Genomic DNA, 23686 nt, shown 5'->3' on the forward strand with positions numbered 1-23686 from the left:
ATGCATTTTAAATGCTGATCAAGTTCGGGCGGAAGCCCAACCTACTTTTGTTGTTGCGCTTTTTCCTGTCGCGCCAAAAATTTCCGACGAATAACTTCCTGAACGGGAATCCCCTCCATCTTGCTTTCCAACCAGGAGATAATATCCAGATAAAGGAAGGGGCGTCGGACAAAAGGTTTGCCTTCTAAACTAGAGAGGGTTTCTTTCAAGCGTTTAAACTCTGCTTGCAGCTCGTCGGTTCTGATGCGAGGTGTCTTCCTGATAAAGTAGAAAATCTCCTTTTGCACCTCATTGAGCTCTTCCTGCTTGGCCAGAAAGCGGTAGACGGATTTCACCTGGTATTCTACCAATTGACGGTTGCCCAATTCAAAATGGGCAATCAGGTTAAGGATGCGCGCAAAACTCTGGATGTCTTCCCGGTAATCAGGATTTTTCTGATTGATAATCAAGTTGAGGTAATCAATGGCTTTGCTGTTGTTACCACTACCGAAATACAAACAAGCGATCCGGTAATAAAAGACCAGAATACGGCGATTGTCCCAATAATAGGTCTCCTCCTCAATGATTTTCATTAACGGCTTCACCAGCACAATGCCCTCCGTGAAGGTACCTTGCAGAAAATGGAATTTGATTTGGTGGATGTACCAAAACAAGTAATAAAGCCCCTCTATATTTTTGTTCTTACTTATGTCGTAATGCGTTGGAAATGCCTCCAGCATTTTCATGATCTCGCAAAAACGTTGGTATTGTAAGGTATTAAAGAGCGCATTCAACAGCTTGTGTAAGCCCTTTAGGTATTCTACCGGATGCAATGAAATAGACTCAGGCGATTCACTGAACAGCGTCAGCCAACGCTCGCTATAGCGGTAACACTGCGGAAACTCCTGTCGCATGTGATGGTACCAATAGTGGGCCTTGCTGTGATACACCTTGCTCCAAAAATCCAGTTGATGGTAATCAGCTTGCGGCAATTGCCCTTCAAAAGTTTCCCGGGCAAAGTCGTACTCTTTTTCATTGCGTACGTAGCCTACCTTGAGGTAAAGCGCATACATCTGCAAACTCAGGTTGGAATACTGATTGGTTTTGTGTAACAATTCAGTGAGCTCAGTAGCCTCTAAACTCAAAGCATCGGCGCGCCCCTCCATACTTCCGGTAACGTACTGGCCTTCAATACGTTTTTCAAATTCTAAGATTTCCAGGGTCAGTGTATCGAATTTAGACTGGCGGGCTTTCTGTTTTGCCTTGTCCAGAATATCTAAAGCTTGTTGGTACAAACCTTTGTTGTAAAGTACCCTGGCGTAATCAATGGCTTCCCGAATCTCGATATCTTCATTGTAATTTTTACTCAACAGCCGCAAACTGGTCAGCAGTTGCTTGTAAAGGTGGGCCTTTAGGTTACTTAACTGGCTTTTCTTAATCTCCGGAATTTTTTTCAGTAAAGTAGGCTCATCATATTCCTGATGTTTATCCAAATGATCAAAGAGCTGGAGGAAGAGAATATCATTGGAAGACTGGTTTCGTTTTACGAATAAACGAAAGTGTCGCTTTTCTGCCCGGGTAAGAGAAACAATCAGTTGGAGTAAATCGTCTGTTTTCTGCTTTGGCATTGTAATTTCACCTTTACTAAAACCCTGATAAACAATATTTTAGATAAAAAACAAGTCTCATAGCATCTTGTACTACTTGACTATTTTAACCGCTGAAGGTAGTCATATCCAAATATCTTTGGATTCTACAAACATACAAACTAGAATTATTTCTATTCCTATGGCAACAGAGCATATTTTTATCTTCGACACCACCTTGCGCGATGGAGAGCAAGTTCCAGGCTGCAAATTGGCCACCCCCCAAAAAATAGAAATTGCCCTTCAGCTGGAAGCACTAGGGGTAGATATCATTGAGGCGGGCTTTCCAATTTCAAGCCCTGGAGATTTCAACTCCGTGGTTGAGATCAGCAAAGTCATCAAAAACGCACGTATTTGCGCCTTATCAAGAGCTGTTGACGCCGATATCAAACGAGCTGCTGAAGCCCTTGTTTTCGCCAAGCATCCGCGGATTCACACGGGTATTGGCACCTCCCAATCTCACATTCAGCACAAGCTGCGCTCCACCCAGGAAGAAATCCTGGAGCGTGCGGTGCACGCTGTAAAGTACGCAAAATCTTTTGTGGAAGACATTGAGTTTTACGCCGAAGACGCTGGACGTACGGAAAATGAATACCTCGCCCGCATTTGTGAAGCCGCCATCAAAGCAGGGGCTACGGTATTGAATATACCCGATACGACAGGTTACTGTCTACCCGAAGAGTATGGCGCAAAAATTGCTTACTTGCGGGATAACGTCAAGGGCATAGATAATGTCATCTTATCCACCCACTGCCACAACGATCTCGGTTTGGCCACCGCCAACTCTATTGCGGGCATTCAAAATGGTGCGCGCCAGATCGAATGTACCATCAATGGTGTAGGGGAAAGAGCAGGCAATACTTCGCTGGAAGAAGTAGTAATGATTATGCGTCAGCACCCCTATCTAAACTTGGACTCAGGTGTAAACTCCCGTCTTTTGAACCAAACCAGCCGGTTGGTCAGTGAAAGCATGGGTATGCCTGTACAACCCAACAAAGCCATTGTGGGTGCCAATGCTTTTGCCCACTCTAGTGGCATCCACCAGGATGGTGTCATCAAACGGCGGGATACTTACGAAATTATCGACCCTAAGGAAGTAGGTGTAGATACCAGCAAGATTGTCCTCACGGCTCGTAGTGGCCGCGCAGCCCTGGCTTACCGTTTCAAAAACATTGGCTACGACCTGAGCAAGGTAGAATTGGACAGTGCTTACGCCCAATTCGTACAAGTCGCTGACATCAAAAAAGAGGTCAATGATGCAGACTTAGAAGCCATCTTGAAAAGCGAACAAATTACTGCCTAATCCTAGACTTTTTCCACTTGAAGTCTATCAAGGAACCTAACCAATAAAATAATGGCTAAGACATTGTTTGACAAAATCTGGGATCGCCACGTTGTGAAAACCATTGAAGGCGACCAGCAAATTTTGTACATCGACCGCCACTTTATCCACGAAGTCACCAGTCCGCAAGCTTTTGACGGATTACGGGAACGCGGACTGCCGGTTTTTCGCCCAGCACAAACCATCGCTACTGCTGACCATAACGTGCCGACCATCAACCAGCATTTGCCCATTGAAGAGCCGCTTTCGCGGAAACAGGTTGATGCCCTTACGGAGAACTGTGCAGCCTTTGGAGTCGACCTTTATGGTCTGGGGCATAAGTACCAGGGTATTGTCCACGTTATTGGCCCGGAACTGGGGATTACCCAACCGGGCATGACCATCGTTTGTGGCGACAGCCATACCAGCACCCACGGTGCTTTTGGGAGCATTGCCTTTGGCATTGGTACCAGTCAGGTAGAACAAGTGATGGCGACCCAGTGTGTATTGCAGCGCAAGCCGCAAAAAATGCGCATTTCCGTAGATGGCAAGCTAGCTCCGGGCGTAGTCGCTAAAGACATTATTCTCTACATCATTGCCCAACTGGGCGTAGGTGGAGGTACGGGCTACTTTGTAGAATATGCTGGATCAGCGATCCGCAATCTTAGCATGGAAGGCCGGATGACCATTTGTAACATGAGCATTGAGATGGGCGCCCGGGGTGGATTGATTGCGCCGGATGATACCACCTTTGACTACGTAAAGGGTCGTGAATTCGCTCCCAAAGGTGCAGATTGGGACAAACAGCTGGCCTACTGGCAAACGCTACCCACCGACACTGGTGCCACCTTTGACAAAGAATACCACTTCCGAGCGGAGGATATCTCGCCGATGATCACTTATGGCACCAATCCGGGCATGGGTATGGGCGTAGCAGAGCAGATTCCCACCCAGGCCAAAGCAGGGGAAAGCGAATCCACTTTCCTGAAGTCTTTGAACTACATGGATGTACAGGCTGGTCAGTCGCTCCTGGGCCAACGCATTGATTATGTGTTTATTGGTTCTTGCACCAATTCCCGTATGGAAGATCTACGGATGGCGGCGGCCCTGATAGAAGGGCAGCAAGTGGCTGCGCACGTAAAAGCCATGATCGTTCCCGGTTCACAGCAAATAGCCGCCCAGGCGCAGGCCGAAGGGTTGGACAAAATCTTCACGGCGGCAGGCTTTGAGTTTCGGCAGTCTGGGTGCTCGGCCTGCCTGGGCATGAACGAAGACAAGGTGCCAGCTGGCAAGTACTGTGTATCAACGAGTAATCGTAACTTTGAAGGGCGTCAAGGGCCTGGTGCTCGCACCATCCTGGCCAGCCCACTGACGGCAGCGGCCGCGGCTATTGCGGGGGAGATTGTAGATGTGCGGGGCGTAGGTGCAAGCTATGCTTAACTGGGCAAATTCATGAATTTGTCGGCTGGCGTAGGTGCAACCCACGACGAACAAGGGTGCTTTTTTGAACCATATAAGGGAATATAAAGGCATTTAAAATTTAACAATGATCCTGAAAGGTTTTAACAAAGTCAAAACCCTTCAGGATTCGACATAAAAAACTGCTTTATGCAAGCATTTACGACAATAAAGAGTACGGCGATTCCACTACCGATTGAGGATGTGGATACAGACCAGATCATTCCGGCGCGCTTTCTGAAGGCAACCACCAGGGAGGGATTTGGTGAAAATCTTTTCCGGGATTGGCGCTTTGATCGCGAAGGTAATCCCAAGGAAGATTTTGTCTTAAACAATCCCACCTACGGAGGAGAGATTCTGGTAGCTGGCAAAAACTTTGGTTGTGGCTCCAGCCGTGAGCATGCCGCTTGGGCCATTGGCGACTATGGTTTACGCGTAGTAGTTTCCAGCTTTTTTGCGGATATTTTCCGGGGTAATGCCTTGAACAACGGGCTTTTACCGGTTGTGGTCAGTGCAGATTTTTTGGATCAAATCTTCCAAGCTATTGAAAAAGACCCTGGTGCTACGTTTACCGTTTCGTTGGAAGAACAGTACTTCCAAATTGATGCCATTGGTGCCCGCGCTACGTTTGAAATTGATCCTTACAAAAAGAATTGCCTGCTGAAAGGCTATGATGATATCGACTACCTGCTGAGTCAGCGGGCAGAAATAGAAGCTTATGAAAAAGTATAAAATTGCCGTCCTTTCAGGCGACGGAATCGGCCCCGAAGTAGTTGCTCAGGCGATGAAAGTGATGGATGCAGTGAGCCAGCGTTACGGCCATAGTTTTGAATATTGCCACGCGCTGGTGGGAGCTATTGCTATTGACCAAACTGGTGATCCACTCCCGCAAGAGACGATTGAAACCTGCCTAGAGTCCGACGCAGTATTGTTTGGCTCCATTGGTCATCCTAAATACGACAACGATCCCAGTGCGAAGGTACGCCCCGAGCAAGGCTTATTGAAGTTGCGCAAGACGCTAGGGCTTTATGCAAATTTGCGGCCGGTGACCATTTACCCTAGCTTGCGAGACTTATGCCCCTTGCGGCCCGAACGAGTGGAAGGCGTAGATATGCTGATTGTACGCGAGCTCACTGGCGGCATCTATTTTGGTGAACGCGGCAGAACGGAAGATGGTCAAACTGCTTTTGACACTTGTACCTATTCCGTGTATGAGATTGAGCGCATTGCCCGAATAGGCTTCCAGGAAGCTATGAATCGCCGCAAGCAGCTCATGTTGGTAGACAAGGCAAACGTACTGGAAACCAGTCGCCTATGGCGAGAGGTGGTGCAAAAAATGGCGCCGGAGTACCCCGAAGTGACGGTCAAGTACATGTTTGTTGACAATGCGGCCATGCAGCTTATCCTCTACCCTGCCCAGTTTGATGTCATCATTACCAGCAATATGTTTGGTGATATTCTTTCCGATGCTTCCAGCGTGTTGGCGGGTTCATTGGGAATGCTACCTTCCTCTTCCGTGGGCAGCCATACTTCCCTTTTTGAGCCCATTCACGGCTCCTACCCTGAAGCTGCCGGAGAGGACCGTGCCAACCCATTGGCGACTATCCTTTCGGCCGCTATGCTACTCGACAGTTTGAAATTGCACACCGAAGCCGAAGTGGTGAGAGCTGCCGTAGCTCAGGTGATGGAAAAAGGTCTGGGTACCGAGGATTTGAAACCAAAAATAAAATGCAGCTGCTCGGAGCTGGGTGATATCATCGCCGATATCGTTGAAGATACCGACAATCACAGCTTGCGGATTGAAAAAATCAGTGATCGTATGTCTACGATTATTTAAGATAAACGATTTGAGAATTTGTGAAAGCGAAGCTTCCGGTAACGGGGCTTCGCTTTTTTGACTATTGCCCCACGCTTTTTGCGAAATACCTCCGTCAGTATGGGTGTATTTCTAGACAATTTCAACGATAAGCAAGGCAACGAGATCAGTGGGTTGATCGTAGGGCGGCCTTCTATCTGGGCCTCGACTACAAGCTTTTTGAGTTTGTCCACTTCAACCTGGGAGCTACCTTACTGGAGAAGACCACGGCCGCTACCGCCATGGAGCCCCAGTTGAAAGATGCGTACATAAGCCCCTTTGTCGGCCTTAGTGCGAAGATTGAATTGTCGGTGGGGTTGGGGAAGTAGGTTAGTGCTATTTGATATGCCCCAATTTATGATTTCTCACGACCAGGCACTTTACGAATACTCCAAAAAATGGGTAGAGAAAATCAAGCGGCGCTCCGAAAACATTACTTCTGGTGGTTATCTTTTCCGGGAAGTTTTCTGTCCATTTCTTATGTTGACAAACCACCAAACAATGTCAGAGCAGTTTACTTTTTGAGCATCTCACTAGCAATTACCAAAGCAATTGGTTTGTACTCCCCATAACTATTTAACTTATCGATAAACGCTTCGGCATTTCGAAGAAATAACATCTCAGTGTCTTTCGTGTAACCCAAGTGCGCATTTGGAAAATATTGAAGCGCAATGGAATAAAAGAAATCAACATCTTCTTCAAATCCACATGTAAAACTTACCTTTTGGTAATCGGCAGTGTGAATAGTAAAAACAAAATGCGAGTATAATGTGAATACGTATGCAGCCTTATGATTGACCTTAGTTGGTTGTACCCATACCACTTTGGGTCTGCCTTTTTCTAGTACATCTATCCAATATTCGTTGGTCTTTGAATTCTTTACAGACCTGACCAACAAACCTGAAATAGCAAGTGTAACTAAGCCTATAATTAACAATGGGGTAAAAAAATCAGACCCATCTCTATATAGTTCCCTTGAACAGAAGATGAAGTAAATTCCTACGGTAAAAATCATTAATACGCCTATATAATCCCAGTTCTTCTTACCAGAACCAGCTGCTTTTATGAATGCCTTTGTTACTGGAGTCATTGGTTTAAGGTCCTTGATGTACCCAATATCCTCACTTACTCCTGAGTTTGCTTCATTCTGCTCTATTTCGTCACTATTTTTGATAGTGTACCCTCTTTTAATTAATTCCTCCTCTACGGCTTCTCTTTTTACTTTCGTTATAGTTTTCCTCTCGGAATCAATCATACGCAACAATTCTTCATCCGGTAATACTTCGATAGCATCTTTGATGTGTTGATCAAATGTGCTGGAATAACCACGCTCAAACAGGATCATCTTCGCAATCTCCATTGCTTCTGAAGTGTATGTGTTCTCATCTGAGTTGACAATGGACAACAACTTATCATCTGGATAAGCCTGATATTTTTGTTTAAGTTCTATACTGATCATGAAATAATGATTAGGAAACAAGAGAGAATTGGAAAGATAGATACTTGTACCCTAATTACCATTTCCTGGCAGGTATTTTTCAACTAACTAGAAGCAAACCTTCTCCTTTTTAAAACACAGACCGAGCGGGCCATGATGGTGAGTTATCCCTAAGGTATCAATGTCCAGTAGATATTCTAACCTATTTGCTTACCGCATTAAATTATTTCCAAAACGTATAAAAAAACTCAACTCGCTTCTCAATTTTCTCTATATCGTAGAATAGTAGTTAGGTATTCTATTCATTTCGGTTGTTGTATCATGCCAAAGCCTGCATTTTAGCTGATCATAAAACAGATTCTCTGACCAATCACGACATTATGGCATTCAAGACTTTAACTTTATTACTGGTATTATCCATCACATCACTTCAGCTAAATGCACAACAACCGAGAAACAAATTTTATACATCAAATGAAATTACCGTTGGCAACTATAAGGGCTTTGATATGAATTTCAATTTTATCAACAAGCGCGATCAAATTTTCAAAATTGGGTATTCCTGCGTGCTTCGTAAATCGGCCAACACGCCGGAAAACTTCAGTAATGGACTTAGTGGATTGATTTCTTTTGGCCTTTCCAATGCCCTACAGCGCATTGAAACCTTCCAGGTGAGTGCGGGAAAAATATTCCCTGGCAAGCATATTGATTCTCCTAGATGGAATCTGACTGCTGGCCTGGGCTATACGACCATTAACACTCCTACTGATTGGCAGCCAAATTCCTCAGGATGGCTGGCTCCCAACTACACCTACGATTTCCGTAAGCAACGAACCATCAGTCTTGTCCTTAACCCTAAAATTGAGTTCCCATTTTCAGGTATTTACGGGTTTTCACTGTCTCCTTTGTTGCAGATCAGTACCAAGAGTTTTTACGTTGGAATAGGTTTTGGTAGTCTGTTTGGGCGTATTAGGTGATATACTTTAATCATCCAAGACGCCAAGTCTATTGAACTGTATAAGGGATTATGAGGGCATATAAGAAGTGTGATTCCCAGGACAAATGGTGATTTAACTGCCCTAGCGATGCGAAGCAGGGCCAGCTTTAGGCTGGCAGACCCAGGTCTCCTGGGGCCGAACGAATAGAGAGCTGCGCAGCGTAGCGGCCCCGCAGCAGGCGGGGAAGGGCCAAAAAAATTATCGAGACTAGCTCTCTTTTCCTATTTTTGGGAAAAATACTATCGCTATGAAAAGCTTTCCCTTCCCACGTTTTGCCAGCGTACTGTTGTTCAGCTTACTCGTGCCCTTTTTTGCTTTTGCTCAGACGGCCGAAGATTTTCGCACCGCTGCCCAGGAAGCACTAACTGCCTTTGGAGTACCCGGCTTTTCGGTAGGGATTATCAAGGATGGTAAGGTAGTAATGGCCGAAGGTTTTGGAACCCGCACCGCTGGAAAGACCGAAAAGGTAGATGGGAATACCCTCTTTGCGATAGCCTCGAACACCAAGGCATTTGTGGCGAGTAGCATCGTGAAGTTGCACTTGGAAGGCCAGCTGGATCTGGATGCACCAGTGCGCGATTACCTCCCCTATTTTCAGGTGTACGACGAATACGTGTCGAGCCACATGATGGTACGTGATCTGCTCTGTCACCGGGCGGGGCTGGGAACGTTTAGTGGGGATGTGATCTGGTACAAAAGTGCACTGAGTGCGGAGCAAGTTATCCGTCAGGTGATGTACTTGCCACAAGCTTACGAATGGCGGTCGGGCTATGGCTACTCCAACCTGATGTTCATCACTGCGGGCGAAGTGATCAGAGCGGTGACCGGTAAAAGCTGGGACGAATACGTGCGGGAAAACTTTCTGCAACCTTTGGAGATGAACAGAACACAGACCTCGGTGACGCCGCTGGCAGAGCTGGACAATGTAGCCACCCCACATTTGAGTCGGCACGATAACCAGCCCATTCCCTACGTCAATTGGGACAATATGGGTGCGGCTGGCGGGATTATCTCCAGCGCAGCGGATATGCTAAAGTGGTTGGAGTTGCAAATGGCCCATGGACAATGGCAGGGCAAAACGGTTTTCCCGGAAGGCTTGACTGCCACCACTTGGCGGCCACATAATCCGCTGGCAGGAGGCACCTCCTTTACCAGTGCTGGACTGGGATGGTTTCTGCGGATGCGCGAAGGCCACCGATTGGTGAACCACGGCGGAGGCTACGACGGCATGTACTCGCAGGTGATGATGGCTCCGGATGATAACCTGGGGGTGGTGGTACTGACGAACAGCATGACAGGCTTGTCGGGTGCGCTAGCTAATTACATCGTGAACAGCTACCTCGGCATCGCTACCGAAGGCTGGCTAACAGACGCGGTGAAACAGCAGGAAAGAGGCAACCAAGCCTGGGATGAGCGCCATCAGGAACGGCTGAATGCCCGAGTAATGAATACCTCCCCTAGCCTACCAATGGCTAGCTACGCAGGAGAATACTTTGATCCTATGTACGGCAAAATTGAAGTAAAACAGCAAGGAGAAACCTTGGAGCTCAACTTCCTGACTGCTCCAAAACTGAACGCGACACTCAGTCATTGGCACTACGACACCTGGCTCATCAACTGGAAAGAAACCCACGCCTGGTTTGACTTTGGAACGGTACAGTTTGAACTGGACAACAACCGCAAAGTGACTGGGCTAGGCTTTGATGTGCCCAATGATGATATTTTCTTCCATGAAATCAAGGCAGAGAAGCAGTAGTCAATAGAGCATTCAGCGTTTTTTTTTTGCGTGTTTCTTGGCTGCTTCCTCTTATGGGAGCAGATGATGGCGCACGTCCCTAATGACCATTGGGGCAGGGATTCTCCTCCCTCGATCCTGTGGATCGGTCCCTCCAGCGGGACACATTTGTTCTTGCTAGTAGCATGAATACCATTGATTAAGGGAAGAGGTATTACGTTAATCTGGCTTTTTGAGAACATCCTTTGGTAAAAGGTATAGAACCAATACAACGCTGCTCCACTTGGGGCTGTTATACCAGCACACTTCCGACCCCTCTTACCACTGCACTCTTTAACCATCCTCCCTCCTCCTCCCGACAACATCCAAAAATCCGTCTACTTTACCTCAAATAAGTCTTCACAAACGCGTACTTTTGCAGCCGCAAATTCAGCAATATGATTACCCTCAGCGATATTTACGTACAGTACGGCAACCGAATTCTCCTTGATCGGGTCACCCTGGTCATTGGTGACAAAGACAAAATGGGACTGGTAGGTCGTAATGGGGCAGGAAAGTCTACCCTACTAAAGATTATCGCACAGTACCAACGAGCGGATGAAGGTACGCTCAGTATTCCTTCCGATCGTACGATCGGGTTTCTGCACCAGGAGATGAACATTCCACAGGGTAAGTCAGTGATGGAAGAAACACTGACGGCATTTGCTGAAGTACGGAAAATTGAGACGCGGCTCGCGGAGATCAACAAAGAAATGGCGGTTCGTACGGATTATGAGTCGGATTCCTACTTAAAAATGCTGGAAGACTTCTCTAGTCTCAATGATCGATTCCTTTTTCTGGGTGGTGATCGTATGCAAGCTCAAGCAGAGACCGTCCTCAAAGGTCTAGGCTTTGCGCAAGGGGATTTCACCCGTCTGACCGACGAATTCAGTGGTGGCTGGAAGATGCGTATTGAGTTGGCCAAAATGCTGCTCGCACAACCTGATTACCTCTTGCTGGATGAGCCTACCAACCACCTCGACATTGAGTCGATCATCTGGCTCGAAGAGTTTTTGCAGACTTACCCCGGTACGGTGGTCGTCATTTCCCACGACAAGCAATTTCTGGACAATGTGACACTACGGACGGTAGAGGTTGAACTAGGGAAGCTTTACGATTACAAGGCTCCTTACTCTGCGTACGTAACCTTGCGCGAAGAACGGCGCGAAAAATTGGGATCAGCTTACGCCAACCAGCAAAAAGTAATCGCTCAGCGGGAAAAGACCATCAATCGGTTTATGGCCAAAGCGACCAAAACAAAGCTGGCACAATCGATGCAAAAGCAGCTCGACAAGATGGAGCGCGTTGAGATTGATGAAGCCGATACCAAAGCAATGGTTTTGCGCTTCCCTCCTGCACCACGCTCCGGCACGGTGGTTGTGGATGGACAGGGCATTAGTAAAAAATATGGCAAGCTAAATGTCCTCAACAACATCAGTATCAAGCTTGACCGTGGTGATCGTGTGGCTTTTGTAGGGCAAAATGGACAAGGGAAAACCACCCTGGCAAAAATCCTCATCGACGAAATTCCCGCTACTGGTGGTGAAATAAAATTGGGCCACAATGTATCCATCGGTTATTATGCCCAGAATCAATCTGAAGCACTAAAGGGTGACCTGACGCTTTTAGAGACTCTCGAAAATTCTTCCCCTCCGGAAATGCGTACCAGATTGCGGAATGTCCTCGGGGCCTTCCTCTTTAGCGGTGAAGATGTTGATAAAAAGGTGTCGGTGCTATCGGGAGGAGAACGGGCCCGTTTGGCCTTGGCCGCCCTGCTGTTGCGACCGTTTAACCTATTGGTCCTGGATGAACCTACCAACCACCTTGACATCATCTCCAAGGATGTCCTCAAACAAGCACTCATGGATTATGACGGCACGCTGATTGTCGTTAGCCACGATCGGGAGTTCCTCGCAGGCTTGACCGATCGAACCATTGAATTCCGAGATCACCAACTCTACAATCACTTAGGAGACATTAACTTTTTCCTCGAAAAACGTCAAATGGCCAACATGCGGGAAGTGGAGTTGAGCAAATCTAACAATACAGGACTAGCAGAAGAATCAGCGGAAACCAATAAACAACCAAAGGTAGAATTATCCTACGAAGAACGTAAGAAACTCATCCGTGCCCTTTCCAATGCGGAAAAGAGAGTCGAGCGGCTCGAAGAAGACATTGAAAAGCTGGAGACCCTCATGTCCGATCCTGACTTTTACACTAAAAGTGATGCACAAGAAAAGATAGACCTCCACCAACAAAAGAAAGAGGAACTTATCTTAGCCATGGAGGAATGGGAGGAAGCACAAATGAATATGGACGAAGCGGAAAGTTAATGATTACGAACAGCTTTCACTAGCCTCTTCCTGAAGCGTGCGCATCTTATCCAGTAAGCGATTCAACTCTTCTGCCTCGGAACAGGTCAGGTAACCTTTCTGAAATCTCATTTCATTCTCAAGATCAGCACTAGCTTCTTCCAATAGCTTTAGTCCCTTATCGGTAATACTTACATCTACACGGCGGCGGTCCTCCTTAGAGGTTATCCTCACCACCAAACCTTTAGCGAGTAATTTATCTACCAGGCGACTAGCGTTTGACATCTTATCAATCATCCGCTCCGTAAGTAACTTCACTGTAGCGGGCTCAGGGTGACGCCCCCGCAGTATCCGTAAGATATTGAATTGCTGCCAGGTCAACCCGTAAGGCTTTAATGTGGCTACGCTACGCTGACTTAGCCAGGAAGCAGAAAACAAGATATTGAGATGAGCTTTCTGATGCTCACTGATAAATTTCGTCTGTTGAATGGCCTCCTCTAATTTCATAAATAATAATGGTGGTCGCAAATATTGAGATAAGCAGAAAAGTAACAATAAAATTACGCAAATGTTTATTGGCTACCAAACCTTCGAAAATTATACCTTTGCAGTCCCTAGCCAGTCACTGTATAAATTCCCTGCATTTTATGAAAATTCTTGTTATTGGAGGAGGTAATATGGGCCTTACCTACGCTCAAAGTTTTTTGCGTTCCCATATTACCCAAAAGGAAGATATGATGATTCTGGAGAAGTCTCCAGAAAAAGCAGCACAACTGGCACAATTGAACATTGGTTCTGTTTATGGTGATCCGAAAGATTGCCTGAGCTTGGCAGACTTGATTATTCTCGCGGTGAAACCGCAGGACGCCCCTACCCTGTTCGAAGTTTTACGCCCACTGGTGGAAGAACAACAAGTCTATTTATCCATCATGGCTGGGGTAAAAATAAGTACCATCGCCAATGGGCTACGTGCCAGGAAGATCATCCGCGCGATGCCTAATCTTCCAGCACAAATTGGCATGGGAATGACTGCCTACACCGCTAGTGATGAGGTGACGCGAATTGAACTGGTGATGGTCCAAAACTTGCTCAACACTACTGGAAAAACCATTTATGTAGAACAGGAAAGCGCCATCGATGCCACCACCGCCATCAGTGGTAGCGGCCCAGCTTATGTTTTTTACTTTATGGATGCCATGATGCAAGCGGCACGCGGTATGGGCTTCAATGCATCGGAGGCAGAACTGTTGGTGAGCCAAACCTTTCGCGGAACAGTAGACCTTTACAATAAGAGCAACTTTTCTTGTGAGGAATGGATCGCCAAAGTGAGTTCCAGAGGTGGTACCACCGAAGCAGCCATGCGCACTTACCAAGATAGGCTAGTACACGAAGATATTGTGGCGGGTGCCCAGGCCGCCTTGGCACGAGCAATTGAGCTGGGAGAAAGTTAGGTGCCACTTACTTGATTTTACCTTGTCGTATTTGCCCAATACACCTCAGCTTTTACCAAATCCTCGGGGGTATCTATCCCTAAAGACTTATGTGCTGTCACTCCAATGTAGATGGGATAATCGGCAGCTAGCCAACGTAGTTGTTCTAGTGATTCAGCTTGTTCTAAGGGAGCTGGCGGCAATTTAGTTAGTTCCAACAACACTTCCCTGCGGTAAGCGTAAAGTCCTAAATGTTGAAAATGTGCTCCTTTATTGCCCCAATCTTGGTGATCAACACCACGTAAAAAAGGGATGGAGGCCCTGCTAAAATACAAAGCTCTACCGGTCGGTGTAAACACAGCTTTGACCACATTAGGGTCCGTAATCATCGCTGTTTCTGCGATTGGGTGGGCCAAGGTGGCAATCGCCACTTCAGGTTGTGTAAAAAAGGAGCACAGCTGTTCCAATTGTTCCACCCTGACAAAGGGTTCGTCACCCTGTATATTTACAACCACATCCGTGTCCGTCAAATTCATGGCGACTTCTGCAATGCGGTCCGTACCACTTATGTGGTCAGAACGCGTCATTATGACCTTACCACCGAAACTTTCTACAGCTTGGCGTATGCGCTCATCATCCGTAGCCACCACCACATCAGCAAGTAATTGGCAAGCACTAGCCTGTTCATAAACCCGCTGAATCATTGGCTTTCCACCAATAAGCGCCAGTGGCTTTCCTGGAAATCGAGTTGACGCATAGCGTGCCGGGATAATAGCAGTAAATTTCATAGCGTTAAAATAGTGATTCCCCTTATATTTGCCTAGACTAAGAGAAAACAATATACACCCTATGCGCTTTATACTCGTGTCGGTCTTTTTCCTGCTTGGCTGCGTCCAATTGCAGGCCCAACAAGACAGTGTTCCGTATCTTTCCCGAACCGATACCCTCTTTACTTATTTGCACCCCATGGGAGAAGTGATGTTCACCCATGAAATCAAAGCTAAACAAACCCTTTTTTCACTTGCCAAATTTTATGGACTCACCCTCCAAGAGCTTTATGCTTACAATCCGCACGTAAGTGCTCATTACTCCCCTGGTGACCGCTTAAGTATTCCTCTGCCCCTCAAGGCTATCGTCCGGCAGGTTCCTCCTCCGGCAATGTTGCCAAGTTTGGCCTTGGTTTATTATCGGGTGCAGCGTGGAGAAACGGTATACGGTATCTGCAAACGCACCTTTGAGGTGACTCCCGAATGGCTGATGCAACAAAACCCAGAGCTAGCCAACGGGCTAAAGCCCGGACAACTCTTGCGTATTGGCTGGGTCTCAACACTGGGTATTCCTGCCGAATGGCGAGAAGTACGTGGTGGACCGTATGCACGCCTCAACCACCCCCTCAAATTGGAGTATTTCCGTCGCTCTGCTGATCGTCGTATTACCGAAGAAAGAGGAGCGGCCACCTGGCCCAAAGATCTTGATGACAACTCCGGCTTCTTTTGCCTACACCGTACTGCTCCTGTGAACAGTTTGGTCGAGGTGTACAACCCACTTACGCGGCAAACCATGTACCTTAAGGTAAGCGGCAGACTACCTGAGCGTGTTTATGACCGCAACACAGTAGTAGTTGTATCTCCATTAGCCGCCAAGGCATTAGGCGTGCGAGATGATCGGTTTTATGTGCATTTGAAGCATTATTAGAAACGGATCATAAAAGCTGTTTGGGTTAACCTATTGTAAAGTCTCATACGCATTAAAAATAAATTAATATATAAGCAAGTGAGCGAAGCTTGCTAAAGAAGCTTATTTTTACCTTTGCATACGCAAGAAAAAAGAAGCAACAACTTCCCAAAACTACACATCCTATGAAAAATTTCCTTTTCTTACTCTCCTTCCTATGTTTCTATTCTAACATTTATTCCCAAATATGGGATGGTGATGCTATGGATAATGACTGGAATAACCCAACCAATTGGGACACAGACTTAGTACCAGCAGTTGGTGCGCTTGTTGTATTTCCTCAATCAGTGGACGTTATTAGTACGGGCGCAGTGGCTCCTCCTGCTCAAGTAATAGTCCGTGGTGCTGGAACTATCGTAAAATTCGACTTAGATCTCACTATAGGTAACGGATTTACTGCTGTACATTCTATTCAAATTAACAGTAATGCATCATTGATAATAGGGGCAGGTAGAACCATCAACCTCTTCCCTCCTAACGCTAACAATGCGATAAACAACGGAACTACAACGGTCAATGCTTCAATGACTGTTGAAGCTGGGGCTAACCTCAATATTATCATTGCGAACAGGGGTTTACACCTACAAAGTAGCTCCTTCCTTTTCACCAACAACGGTACCATTTTAATAGCCTCATGTAACAATGACGGAATTAATCTTGGTCCAGGTGCCACTTTCAACAACAATGGCAACCTTACCATTGGCGCAACAAATCGTGAGGGTATCGATAATTCAGGTGTTTTTAACAACGATGGTGACTTAATCATCTCCAGCTCAAATACCAAAGGCATCTACAACAAACCTTCCGGGATTTTTAGTAATAGTGGTGCCATCACTATTACGGACTTATCCGTCCCAGCAACAACTGATGATGGCATCTTCTCCTTAGGAAGTTTTCAAAATGAACTTACTGGAGAAATAATCATTGGTAGCATGTTGGACGACGCTATCGAGGCACAAGGAGGAACCTTCACAAATTCAGGTTCGATAAGCTTGAGTCTTCCTAATTCCACTACAGCTAACCATATAGGATTATCTGTTGGATCGACGACAACCGCAATTGATTTTATCAATGATGGTACAATTGAGGTAGTCAATGGCAGTAATACCATTGGGCGAGCTTTAGCTGTATTTCCTGGCCCTGGTGGTGCTAATCCAGTCACCACATTTACCAATAATGGCATGATTATTCTTAATGATGGAATCCCTAATCAAAGGTTTTTCACACAAGGAGTATCAGTCAATGGCCCTACAGGAACCATCAATACTGGTACAGGAAGAATTAATGTAAATCTAAATACGTTCCAAAACAATGGGTTGATAGTATCGAATTACCCAACCCTACCGGGAGTATTTACTGCACTTACTGGACTTTCCACCAACGATGGCTTCTACCGCACCAATAGCAGTTCGTTTTCTAATGGAACCGCTGCCAATATTACCAACAACGGCATCGATATGAACGACCCGGCCCAAACGACCTTCGACCTTGGAGGAAATTGCACCGTTACCGTGGGTGGTGCTGGGGCTGCTCAGTTATGGAACAACAGTTTGGGTAATCTTGTGGGTGGCCCTGGTCCTAACCTGATGTTCTCGAACGCATTTCCTGATGTAAGTTCTGCCACCATCAGTGCCAGTGTCATTGATGTCACCCTGACCTTGACGAATATTTGCGCTGCAGCTATTCTTCCCATTGAGTTGACTCGCTTCACGGCAACCCCCAAAGAAAAAAGTGTCATGCTAGCATGGGAAACCGCTAGTGAAATCAACAACGATTACATGGCTGTAGAGCGCAGCAGTGATGCCCGCTCTTTTACCGAAATTGGAAAAATAGCTGGTGCTGGTAATAGCAATAGCATCCTTCGCTACCAGCTAGAAGATACAGCTCCACACAATGGCATCAACTACTACCGCTTGCGACAAGTAGACTATGATGGCACCATCAATTACAGCAACATCGTCTCCGCTACTTTTAATGGAAAAACGGGCTTGCCTTCCCTTAACTTATACCCCAATGTGGTAAAATCTGGCGGAAGCATGGAAATAGATCTTACTAATTTCCCTCAACAACCAATGACTTTCCGCATCCTTAACAGCCAAGGACAAATAATGAACAATTTTTCTTTGGTAGGTGGCACGCGACAATCAATTGAAACAGGCAATTTACCAGCGGGTATTTATTTTCTAATAAATACGAATACTGCGACCAAATCTAGTACAAAGTTTGTGGTAACCGACTAAGCTGCTCTGCTTAAATACCCCACGGAAAGGCTTCTTGAGATGTGCTCAGGAAGCCTTTTTTATTAAAACCCACGTGGAAAATTTTACCTTTGCAGCCAAATCCCGCTTTAAGCGCCTTTGGGCGGGATCAAAGCTAAAAAGGATCTAACCAAATGCAATACCAAGAAAACATTCTACACACCATCGGCAACACTCCTTTGGTGAAGATCAACAAAGTAACCGTCGACGTTCCAGCGCTCGTGCTCATGAAAGTGGAGACTTTTAATCCAGGCCACTCTATCAAAGACCGTATGGCACTGAAGATGCTGGAGGATGCTGAGGCTGCGGGCAAAATCAAGCCCGGTGGAACCATCATTGAGTGTACCTCAGGTAATACGGGTATGGGATTAGCGATGGCCGGATGTGTCAAAGGCTACCGCTCAATTTTCACTACCAGTGATAAGCAATCCAAAGAAAAAATTGACCTCCTTAAGGCCCTGGGTGCCGAAGTCATTGTTTGCCCCACCAATGTTACGCCCGAAGACCCCCGCTCCTACTACTCCGTAGCCGAACGCCTAAGTAAGGAAATCCCCAATAGTTACTGGTTCAACCAATACGACAACCTCTCTAATCGTCTCGCTCATTACGAAAGTACGGGCCCGGAAATCTGGAAACAGACCGAAGGGAAAATCACCCACATGATTGTAGGTGTAGGTACGGGTGGCACCATCTCGGGTACTGGTCGCTACCTCAAAGAACAAAACCCCGACATCAAAGTATGGGGCATCGACACCTATGGTTCGGTCTTCAAAAAATACCACGAAACAGGAGAGTTCGATGAAAAAGAAATTTATCCCTACATCACGGAAGGCATTGGTGAAGATATTCTTCCTAAAAATGTCGATTTCAGCATCATCGACCACTTCGAGAAGGTAAGCGATAAAGATGGGGCGGTAATGGCACGACGTTTGGCTAGAGAAGAAGGTTTATTATTAGGCTACTCGGCAGGATCAGCCATGGCTGGTTTGCTACAAATGAAAGACCAACTCACGCCTGAAGATGTGGTAGTTGTCGTTATTCACGACCACGGTAGCCGTTATGTTGGCAAAATATACAATGACGACTGGATGCGGGAACGTGGCTTCCTGGATACCGAATTACGGGTAATGGATTTGATTAAAGGCCGCAAAGCCGAAGACTTCATTGCCGTACAGAAAGACCATACTGTACGTCAGGCTTTCCAAATCATGAAGGATAAAGATATTTCTCAACTACCTGTAATGGAAGGAGAAGAAATCATTGGTGGACTCACAGAAAGCACCGTCCTTTCCTTCTTGCTCGACAACCCGCTGAACAACGGAGAGAAAGCCATCACCGAAATTATGGATGATCCTTTCCCTATCGTACAATGTGAAACACCATTGAGCCAGCTGCGCCCTTACCTCAATAAGCGTATTCCTGCTGTAGTCACCAAGACCCAGGCCGGAACTTGGCAAATTGTGACGCAGTACGATATTTTACAGGCGGTTTAATGGAGCGAGAGGGGTGGAATTTTTACCACATAGCCACATAGTTTTTTCTCTGTGACTATGTGGTGAGATACACCTCTTCCCTATACGATATTGATCATACGGAATTTTTACCACATAGCCACATAGTTTTTTTCTCTGTGACTATGTGGTGAGATACACCTCTACCCTACTACAATATTGATCATGCGGCCAGGCACGACGATGATCTTACGTATGGTCTTTCCTTCCAGGTATTTCTGAATATCTTCCAAATTGGGTGCAGCGGCTTCCAGGTCAGCCTTGGTCGCATCAGCAGGAAAATCAACCGTAGCACGGGTTTTGCCATTGATAGCGATTGGGTAGGTGATATTTTCCTCCACCAACCACTTTTCTTCCAGTGCTGGCCACGCGGCGTGGTGTACACTGGTTGTGTGTCCCAGCTTTTCCCACAGTTCTTCACACATGTGCACAGCAAACGGGGCCATCAACACCAGCAGTGGCTCCAAGATGGCGCGCTTGTGACACTTGGCTTTGCCCAATTCGTTGGTCGCTACCATAAAAGCACTCACACAGGTATTGAAGGAGAAACGCTCTACATCTTCCGTCACTTTTTTGATGGCGGTGTGCAGGCTTTTCAATTCCTCCTTGGTCGGTTGTTCTTCGCTGACCACCCATTGCTCGTCTTGATAAAACAAGCGCCAGAAGTTGTTCAAGAAACGGCTGGTACCGCTGATACTATTGGTATTCCAAGGTTTAGCTTGCTCAACCGGGCCGAGGAACATCTCAAACATCCGGAAACAATCGGCACCGTATTTTGCCACCACATCATCAGGATTGACGACATTAAAATAACGCTTCGACATCTTGCCCACCTCTGACTTGGTCACCAGCTGACCAGCTTCATTGGTAACAAAAGTTGCGTGCGCATAATCGGGGCGCCATTCGACAAATTGCTTGATCCCTTCCTTATTTAAGTAAGATTCTTCGCGGCCATATTCGCTAACAAAATCAACGTGAACCGGAATTTGAGCAAACTCAGCATCGGGATACTCGCCCAATTTATCCGCAGATACGAATACCCGGCTGTTGTCTCCTTCGTCCGCCTTCACCAGGTAGATGTATTCGATCACGCCCTGGATCATTCCCTGGTTGATCAATTTGGTAGCGTACTCTTTTTGTGGCACGAGCCCCAAATCAAATAAGAAATGGTTCCAAAAACGGCTGTACAACAAGTGCCCTACAGCGTGCTCTGATCCACCAACGTAAAGGTCTACACCTTGCCAGTAATCGACTGCTTCTTTTCCTACGAAAGCTGAGTCGTTATGAGGATCCATATAACGATACCAGTACCACGAAGACCCAGCCCAACCGGGCATAGTGCTCAATTCGTAATCGTATTTACCCTGGTACTTCCAGTTTTCCGCCCGCCCTAATGGGGGTTCGCCCGTTTCTGTGGGCAAGTACTTATCAACATCGGGCAATACCAGTGGCAAATCTTCTTCTGCCACCAGGTAAGGCACATCATCCTTCCAGTAAGCAGGAACGGGCTCTCCCCAGTAGCGTTGGCGACTAAATACCGCATTGCGCAAACGGTATTGTACTTTTCCTTTGCCCAAGCCCTTTTCTTCCAGCCAGGCAATCAGTTTTTGTGTGGCTTCTTCGTAGCCCAGGCCATTGATCATGCCGGAGTTGATGTACTTTCCTTCTTTGGTGGCATCTGCTTCGGTCTCCAGATTTTGCTGAGCATCCAGAATAGGGATGATTGGCAAATCGAAATGGGTAGCAAAGTTCCAGTCACGCTGATCACCAGAGGGTACGGCCATTACGGCACCCGTACCATAACCCGCCAACACATAATCAGCAATATAAATAGGAATGGGTTGCTCATTGAAGGGATTGATACAGTAAGCCCCCGTAAAAGCTCCCGTCACTTTCTTTACTTCGGCCATACGCTCTACCTCTGAGCGAGAGGCCGCCCAAGTGCGATATTCATCCACCTTGGCGCGTTCAGCGTCGGTCGTGATTTGATCGACTAAATCGTGCTCGGGTGCCAATACCATAAAGGTGGCTCCATAGATGGTATCTACCCGCGTGGTAAACACTTCGATCTTGGTGGCAGCATCTTCGGCCAACGAAAACTTAACACTCGCTCCTACCGATCGTCCAATCCAGTTGCGTTGCTGTTCCTTCAAACTATAAGGCCAGTCGATATCCTCCAAGCCATCCAATAGGCGATCTGCATAAGCAGTAATGCGCATGCTCCACTGTGCCATCAGCTTCCGCTCTACGGGATAGCCACCGCGTTCACTGACGCCGTCTTTTACTTCGTCATTCGACAACACCGTACCCATTGCAGGACACCAGTTGACGTAGCTCTCTTCGGGGAAAGTCAGGCGGTAATTCAACAAGAACAGCTGCTGCTCCCGCTCATTCATGGCGTTCCAATCCGCAGCAGTAATGATGGGTGTATTTTCTTCGCAAGCCGCATTGATCTTGGCATTACCTGCCGAAGCCAAACGGACGACCAGCTCTTCAATCGGTTTGGCACACCCTTCCGTCTGATCAAAATAATGTTTGAATAACTGCTGGAAAATCCATTGCGTCCAGCGATAATATTCCGGACTGCTGGTACGTACCTCACGGCTCCAATCAAAAGAAAAACCCAGGTTTTCCAACTGCTGACGGTAGCGGTCTATGTTTTCCGAAGTCGCAACAGATGGGTGAATGCCCGTTTGGATAGCATACTGCTCCGCAGGTAAACCAAAAGAATCATAGCCCATTGGGTGCAGCACATTGAACCCCTGCAGCCGCTTGTAGCGTGCATAGATATCCGAGGCGATGTATCCGAGTGGGTGCCCCACGTGCAGTCCTGCTCCTGAAGGATAAGGAAACATATCTAAAACATAATACTTTGGTCGGTCACTGTCGTTGGTAACGTGATAAGTGCCCTGGTCTTCCCAGCGCTGCCGCCATTTCTGCTCAATGTCACGAGCTTGATAATCCATTGGTTAATGCTTCTGGTTGAAAGAAAACAAAGCCTGATCCAGGCCATTAGTTCCCGAACCAAGCCGGGAAATAGGCTGCGAAGATAAACGATTCCAGAAAATTATCCTTATTCCTTTATCGACAAGCAGGTATCGTGCATTATGTTTGGCGCCTCAAGCAGCAATACAGCTGACAAAAGCGTTAAAACTTTGCTAAAATGGACTAAATCATCCAAAAAAGGACGTTTTTAGTTTAATTTTAATTTTTATTGCTGAAAAGCTCCTTTAGAAATGCGCCCCGGTTATTAAAACCAAATTCGTTTCGGAGCAACACTACCCATTGTATTACGCCTCTACTGACACCCGAAAAACCGGCAGAAATTAATTTATTACAATTGACCATTTGTGCAAACGTGCAAATGGTTCTTTTTTTAGTGAAAGATTTTACCTTAATTTCACCCCTGCAAAACCTAAGCTATGAGAACTTTTATCTGCTGTTGTTCCCTTGCATTGCTCTTTAGTGCCTGTATCCAGGAACGCCAGACCATCCCCGCAGAAGTGATTGGCCTGGCTCCCATTTATGCCAGCGACGACTGGCAGCATATCGAAATCCTGGCTCCTCAGAGTATCGATAACTTGGGGAAAATTTACTACAAAGCTCCCTTTATCTATGCTACCGAGCGCGGTCGTGGCATTCACATTTTTGACAATAGTAATCCCGCGCAACCTAAGAACGAAGCCTTCCTGCAAATAGCAGGCAACTCCGACCTCGCTATTCGCAATCAAATACTCTACGCCAACAATGTCAATGACCTGGTCGCTATCGACATCAGTGATCTTTCCGACTTGAAAATTGTCGAACGCCTGGCCAATGTTTACCAGGTCACTGGGAGCGACTTTCCCGAAGGGTACCTGGGATATTTTGAATGTGTTGATCCCAATTTGGGGCAGGTCGTTGGATGGTACGAAACGACCTTGCGCGAGCCAGAATGCTGGCGGGAATAAGCTTTAGAGCGTACTTGGACTG

General features: G+C 46.6%; 17 protein-coding genes. 12 read left to right on the forward strand and 5 right to left on the reverse strand.

Features of this window, described 5'->3' with window-relative positions; genetic code table 11:
* Positions 1–41: 41 nt before the first annotated feature.
* Positions 42–1607, reverse strand: coding sequence for a hypothetical protein (locus tag AB0L18_RS25900; protein ID WP_367390224.1), 1566 nt, complete (start codon positions 1605–1607; stop codon positions 42–44).
* Positions 1608–1767: 160 nt separating this feature from the next.
* Here AB0L18_RS25900 and AB0L18_RS25905 point away from each other — a divergent pair, with 160 nt between their 5' ends.
* From AB0L18_RS25905 to leuB, 4 genes are all read left to right on the forward strand, one after another.
* A complete protein-coding gene (locus tag AB0L18_RS25905) occupies positions 1768–2928 on the forward strand; it encodes a 2-isopropylmalate synthase (protein ID WP_367390225.1) in 1161 nt (386 codons plus the stop codon).
* A 51-nt stretch (positions 2929–2979) separates the two neighbouring features.
* On the forward strand, positions 2980–4386 hold the full coding sequence (gene leuC, locus AB0L18_RS25910) for a 3-isopropylmalate dehydratase large subunit (protein ID WP_367390226.1): 1407 nt from the start codon (positions 2980–2982) through the stop codon (positions 4384–4386).
* Between the two features lie 168 nt (positions 4387–4554).
* Positions 4555–5136, forward strand: a complete 582-nt coding sequence (gene leuD / locus AB0L18_RS25915; RefSeq protein WP_367390227.1) for a 3-isopropylmalate dehydratase small subunit — start codon at positions 4555–4557, stop codon at positions 5134–5136.
* The gene (gene leuB / locus AB0L18_RS25920; protein ID WP_367390228.1) at positions 5123–6241 is read left to right on the forward strand and encodes a 3-isopropylmalate dehydrogenase; all 1119 of its coding nucleotides are present in this window, start codon (positions 5123–5125) and stop codon (positions 6239–6241) included. Before leuD ends, leuB begins: the two co-directional genes overlap by 14 nt.
* A gap of 532 nt (positions 6242–6773) precedes the next feature.
* On the opposite strand, the gene AB0L18_RS25925 is transcribed toward leuB, so the two are convergent.
* On the reverse strand, positions 6774–7718 hold the full coding sequence (locus AB0L18_RS25925) for a hypothetical protein (protein ID WP_367390229.1): 945 nt from the start codon (positions 7716–7718) through the stop codon (positions 6774–6776).
* A 488-nt stretch (positions 7719–8206) separates the two neighbouring features.
* Between AB0L18_RS25925 and AB0L18_RS25930 the strand changes: the two genes are divergently transcribed.
* From AB0L18_RS25930 to AB0L18_RS25940, 3 genes are all read left to right on the forward strand, one after another.
* Positions 8207–8674, forward strand: a complete 468-nt coding sequence (locus AB0L18_RS25930; protein ID WP_367390230.1) for a hypothetical protein — start codon at positions 8207–8209, stop codon at positions 8672–8674.
* A 268-nt stretch (positions 8675–8942) separates the two neighbouring features.
* Positions 8943–10451: a serine hydrolase gene (locus tag AB0L18_RS25935; RefSeq protein ID WP_367390231.1), complete on the forward strand. Its 1509-nt coding sequence runs from the start codon at positions 8943–8945 to the stop codon at positions 10449–10451.
* 416 nt (positions 10452–10867) lie between these two features.
* Positions 10868–12802, forward strand: coding sequence for an ABC-F family ATP-binding cassette domain-containing protein (locus tag AB0L18_RS25940; protein WP_367390232.1), 1935 nt, complete (start codon positions 10868–10870; stop codon positions 12800–12802).
* Positions 12803–12805: 3 nt separating this feature from the next.
* Here AB0L18_RS25940 and AB0L18_RS25945 read toward each other — a convergent pair whose 3' ends face one another.
* Positions 12806–13288, reverse strand: a complete 483-nt coding sequence (locus AB0L18_RS25945) for a MarR family winged helix-turn-helix transcriptional regulator (protein WP_367390233.1) — start codon at positions 13286–13288, stop codon at positions 12806–12808.
* Between the two features lie 8 nt (positions 13289–13296).
* Between AB0L18_RS25945 and proC the strand changes: the two genes are divergently transcribed.
* Entirely contained in the window at positions 13297–14232 is a 936-nt protein-coding gene (gene proC, locus AB0L18_RS25950; RefSeq protein WP_367390234.1) for a pyrroline-5-carboxylate reductase, read from the forward strand.
* Positions 14233–14249: 17 nt separating this feature from the next.
* On the opposite strand, the gene kdsB is transcribed toward proC, so the two are convergent.
* Complete coding sequence (gene kdsB / locus AB0L18_RS25955) at positions 14250–14999, reverse strand: 3-deoxy-manno-octulosonate cytidylyltransferase (RefSeq protein WP_367390235.1); 750 nt, start codon at positions 14997–14999, stop codon at positions 14250–14252.
* A gap of 61 nt (positions 15000–15060) precedes the next feature.
* Between kdsB and AB0L18_RS25960 the strand changes: the two genes are divergently transcribed.
* The 3 genes from AB0L18_RS25960 to AB0L18_RS25970 all read left to right on the forward strand — a co-directional run bounded on the left by AB0L18_RS25960 (position 15061) and on the right by AB0L18_RS25970 (position 19696).
* The gene (locus AB0L18_RS25960; RefSeq protein ID WP_367390236.1) at positions 15061–15906 is read left to right on the forward strand and encodes a LysM peptidoglycan-binding domain-containing protein; all 846 of its coding nucleotides are present in this window, start codon (positions 15061–15063) and stop codon (positions 15904–15906) included.
* A gap of 164 nt (positions 15907–16070) precedes the next feature.
* Positions 16071–18185, forward strand: coding sequence for a T9SS type A sorting domain-containing protein (locus AB0L18_RS25965; RefSeq protein WP_367390237.1), 2115 nt, complete (start codon positions 16071–16073; stop codon positions 18183–18185).
* 152 nt (positions 18186–18337) lie between these two features.
* Positions 18338–19696, forward strand: coding sequence for a pyridoxal-phosphate dependent enzyme (locus tag AB0L18_RS25970; RefSeq protein ID WP_367390238.1), 1359 nt, complete (start codon positions 18338–18340; stop codon positions 19694–19696).
* A 161-nt stretch (positions 19697–19857) separates the two neighbouring features.
* Here AB0L18_RS25970 and leuS read toward each other — a convergent pair whose 3' ends face one another.
* Entirely contained in the window at positions 19858–22680 is a 2823-nt protein-coding gene (gene leuS / locus AB0L18_RS25975; protein WP_367390239.1) for a leucine--tRNA ligase, read from the reverse strand.
* A gap of 456 nt (positions 22681–23136) precedes the next feature.
* On the opposite strand from leuS, the gene AB0L18_RS25980 reads away from it, so the two are divergent.
* Positions 23137–23664, forward strand: a complete 528-nt coding sequence (locus AB0L18_RS25980; protein WP_367390240.1) for a hypothetical protein — start codon at positions 23137–23139, stop codon at positions 23662–23664.
* Positions 23665–23686 lie beyond the last annotated feature (22 nt).

The sequence above is a fragment of the Lewinella sp. LCG006 genome, from assembly GCF_040784935.1.
Taxonomy (GTDB): domain Bacteria; phylum Bacteroidota; class Bacteroidia; order Chitinophagales; family Saprospiraceae; genus Lewinella.

Bases quoted from the DNA above. Each gene is read 5' to 3' on its own strand.
- leuB (WP_367390228.1), top strand. From the start codon at position 5,123: ATGAAAAAGTATAAAATTGCCGTCCTTTCAGGCGACGGAATCGGCCCC.
- proC (WP_367390234.1), top strand. From the start codon at position 13,297: ATGGTGGTCGCAAATATTGAGATAAGCAGAAAAGTAACAATAAAATTA.
- AB0L18_RS25940 (WP_367390232.1), top strand. From the start codon at position 10,868: ATGATTACCCTCAGCGATATTTACGTACAGTACGGCAACCGAATTCTC.
- AB0L18_RS25930 (WP_367390230.1), top strand. From the start codon at position 8,207: ATGAATTTCAATTTTATCAACAAGCGCGATCAAATTTTCAAAATTGGG.
- AB0L18_RS25960 (WP_367390236.1), top strand. From the start codon at position 15,061: ATGCGCTTTATACTCGTGTCGGTCTTTTTCCTGCTTGGCTGCGTCCAA.
- AB0L18_RS25945 (WP_367390233.1), bottom strand. From the start codon at position 13,288: ATGAAATTAGAGGAGGCCATTCAACAGACGAAATTTATCAGTGAGCAT.
- AB0L18_RS25980 (WP_367390240.1), top strand. From the start codon at position 23,137: ATGAGAACTTTTATCTGCTGTTGTTCCCTTGCATTGCTCTTTAGTGCC.
- leuS (WP_367390239.1), bottom strand. From the start codon at position 22,680: ATGGATTATCAAGCTCGTGACATTGAGCAGAAATGGCGGCAGCGCTGG.
- leuC (WP_367390226.1), top strand. From the start codon at position 2,980: ATGGCTAAGACATTGTTTGACAAAATCTGGGATCGCCACGTTGTGAAA.
- AB0L18_RS25900 (WP_367390224.1), bottom strand. From the start codon at position 1,607: ATGCCAAAGCAGAAAACAGACGATTTACTCCAACTGATTGTTTCTCTT.
- AB0L18_RS25925 (WP_367390229.1), bottom strand. From the start codon at position 7,718: ATGATCAGTATAGAACTTAAACAAAAATATCAGGCTTATCCAGATGAT.
- AB0L18_RS25935 (WP_367390231.1), top strand. From the start codon at position 8,943: ATGAAAAGCTTTCCCTTCCCACGTTTTGCCAGCGTACTGTTGTTCAGC.
- leuD (WP_367390227.1), top strand. From the start codon at position 4,555: ATGCAAGCATTTACGACAATAAAGAGTACGGCGATTCCACTACCGATT.
- AB0L18_RS25970 (WP_367390238.1), top strand. From the start codon at position 18,338: ATGCAATACCAAGAAAACATTCTACACACCATCGGCAACACTCCTTTG.
- AB0L18_RS25905 (WP_367390225.1), top strand. From the start codon at position 1,768: ATGGCAACAGAGCATATTTTTATCTTCGACACCACCTTGCGCGATGGA.
- AB0L18_RS25965 (WP_367390237.1), top strand. From the start codon at position 16,071: ATGAAAAATTTCCTTTTCTTACTCTCCTTCCTATGTTTCTATTCTAAC.
- kdsB (WP_367390235.1), bottom strand. From the start codon at position 14,999: ATGAAATTTACTGCTATTATCCCGGCACGCTATGCGTCAACTCGATTT.